Consider the following 2150-nt stretch of genomic DNA (forward strand, 5'->3'; position numbering starts at 1 on the left):
TATACCGAGTTCCCTACAAGAAGAATTATAAAGAAAAAATAAGCTCAGGGAAACATTTTCATTACGTTTTGTGCCTGAGCGAAGCGAAAGGAATGGATATAACAATGAAAGCATTTGACACAAATTATAAGTTATTGGACGAAATGTACCAAGACGAATATTTTCCCAACTTCTTAGTGGACAAAATAGAGGATGAACTTCAAAAGGTCATTGACCTGTTGGAAAATGGCGAAATAGACACTGAAATTGTACAGGAGAAGTTGGACGAGGTAGTCTGTGCTATCAACGACTTACAAGATGAGTTTGATGAAAATGGCAGTGAAATCGAAACTGTTGCGCGTGATTGTATCGGAGAAACTGTTGGTTACATCTTAGAATGGTTTGACATTCCTATTGATATAGAGGAGGCTATTCGGGAAAGAGATTGGTAATTCACTAACTTCCTAGTTATCAGGAGTTGAGCAAGGTAGAAATCGAAAGTTAGTAGTATTGTTTATGGATGATACTAAGAAAATACTTTTAGCACAGAAAAAAATACAACTTAAGATAAAACAGAAGTGTAGAATGGGTTTTGGTGAAATGGCAGGTTGGATAGAGGACTACTCTGTTGCTCGTGCAAATGATATAAAATGGGATATTATTCAGTTCCGGGTATTTGCTCAAATTCTTTATATGGGAAAGATATATGAATGATATAACTTCGGAATTGACAGATATAAAAAGACGAGGAGAAAAATAAAAATGGATATAGCAGTAAAAAATGGATATAGCAGTATTTAAAGAGTTTCGTCAAAAATGCTCTGAAGAATTACCAAATGAAATTGACAAGATACTTCAAAATGCAAAAGGGGAAAAAGCCTGTGCCATTAGTTTTATCACTACTGACGACTTTTACGGTTTTTATATGTCATGGGATTACAGCACTGAGATAGATGAGTATTTTGAGTGGGAAAATGCAAGTTATCCAGATTTCTTATATCAGCCACTTGTTGATATTGTTGATGCTGACGAAGAAATTGACTTTTGCGAGCCATCCGATGAAAAATGGAATTTTGCCGAAACCCTGCTTTCTGTATTGGAAAAGAATATTAAGGAAATTCCAGAAGAAATATTTGAAAAGAATGGTTTTAGAAGAGAAGACATTCTATTTTTTGCTACAATGGGGGATGGCGATTATATTGAAGAAATGCTTGAAGCATCTATAAAAATGTTCAATTCCAAAAAAACTCTTGAAGCCTATGACTTGACAGAGTAACCGGAAAGTCGAACAGAGCGGAAAATCGGTATTGATAGGGAGGGAATAAACATGTATATTGAAAAGTATTGGGGTAATTACATTGGTGGTACAGATGACAGCTTGACCCTGTTGGATTATTTGATTGATAAGCAGAAACCAGAGATTACGTTAAGCGAAATATTTGCAGAGTGTGATGGACATATAGAAAGTATCTTAATTGGTTACTGAATAGTAAAACTATCTTTTCAAACATGGAATGCAAAAAACTGGTTCTTATTTACAATGATGTGGAAAATGCTTAAGTTTTGAGTATTCTTGCAAAGTCAGTTAAAATATTCGAAGTTGGAAAAGATGAAACGAAGCAAATCCGAATATCTAAAAATAATGCATATTATTGGAGCATTGAAGAAAGAATTAAAGAAGAATAGCACAATAGAAAATTCTAGTTTATCGAGCAGATAGCAAACCTAGCCGATCCAGTCAATAGCAAGTACACGGCTTTTCCACGACAAACGCATGAGTAAATAAATTGTGAACACCCTTTTTTCTGATAAACTAAAGAAAAAGGGGTGTTTCTTTATGCAAGAATTGTTAGAAAAAGAAAAGATTAAGAAAAAACGGTATGTAATTGGGTTGCATGCGTTTGTCGTGTGGAAAACCAGCGGAATTCTTGACATTAGAGGATGTATCATGTATAATATTGAAATTGTGAAAATAAAATTATTTATCAGAATTTTTAAGGCAGAATTTTCAAAATAGATATGCTCCAAAAAGGGGCGTAAAGGGGTAAGAAAGGAAGTATAAGATTGAAAATGAAAAGTAGAGGTTATCCATTACCTTAATCGTATCACAACAAAGCCATCTTACGGTGGCTGCTTTGAAAATTGAATATGTAGACAAAGTTACAGGTTAT

At 34.0% G+C, this 2150-nt stretch carries 5 protein-coding genes; all 5 read left to right on the forward strand.

Going from position 1 to position 2150, the window contains the following annotated elements:
* Positions 1–104 precede the first annotated feature (104 nt).
* The 5 genes from ACTQXY_RS15300 to ACTQXY_RS15320 all read left to right on the forward strand — a co-directional run bounded on the left by ACTQXY_RS15300 (position 105) and on the right by ACTQXY_RS15320 (position 1996).
* Positions 105–431, forward strand: coding sequence for a DUF5713 family protein (locus ACTQXY_RS15300; RefSeq protein WP_441660192.1), 327 nt, complete (start codon positions 105–107; stop codon positions 429–431).
* A gap of 64 nt (positions 432–495) precedes the next feature.
* Positions 496–693: a hypothetical protein gene (locus ACTQXY_RS15305; RefSeq protein ID WP_441660188.1), complete on the forward strand. Its 198-nt coding sequence runs from the start codon at positions 496–498 to the stop codon at positions 691–693.
* Positions 694–760: 67 nt separating this feature from the next.
* Positions 761–1255, forward strand: a complete 495-nt coding sequence (locus ACTQXY_RS15310) for a hypothetical protein (RefSeq protein ID WP_441660189.1) — start codon at positions 761–763, stop codon at positions 1253–1255.
* Positions 1256–1306: 51 nt separating this feature from the next.
* On the forward strand, positions 1307–1465 hold the full coding sequence (locus ACTQXY_RS15315) for an imm68 putative immunity domain-containing protein (RefSeq protein WP_441660190.1): 159 nt from the start codon (positions 1307–1309) through the stop codon (positions 1463–1465).
* Positions 1466–1816: 351 nt separating this feature from the next.
* Positions 1817–1996, forward strand: coding sequence for a hypothetical protein (locus ACTQXY_RS15320; RefSeq protein WP_441660191.1), 180 nt, complete (start codon positions 1817–1819; stop codon positions 1994–1996).
* Positions 1997–2150 lie beyond the last annotated feature (154 nt).

The organism is Faecalimonas sp. LCP19S3_D12 (assembly GCF_052121495.1).
Taxonomy (GTDB): Bacteria; Bacillota; Clostridia; order Lachnospirales; family Lachnospiraceae; genus Faecalimonas.

What these genes read in the sequence shown, in the direction of transcription:
- ACTQXY_RS15300 (WP_441660192.1), top strand. Translation starts at nt 105, where the DNA reads ATGAAAGCATTTGACACAAATTATAAGTTATTGGACGAAATGTACCAA.
- ACTQXY_RS15305 (WP_441660188.1), top strand. Translation starts at nt 496, where the DNA reads ATGGATGATACTAAGAAAATACTTTTAGCACAGAAAAAAATACAACTT.
- ACTQXY_RS15310 (WP_441660189.1), top strand. Translation starts at nt 761, where the DNA reads ATGGATATAGCAGTATTTAAAGAGTTTCGTCAAAAATGCTCTGAAGAA.
- ACTQXY_RS15315 (WP_441660190.1), top strand. Translation starts at nt 1,307, where the DNA reads ATGTATATTGAAAAGTATTGGGGTAATTACATTGGTGGTACAGATGAC.
- ACTQXY_RS15320 (WP_441660191.1), top strand. Translation starts at nt 1,817, where the DNA reads ATGCAAGAATTGTTAGAAAAAGAAAAGATTAAGAAAAAACGGTATGTA.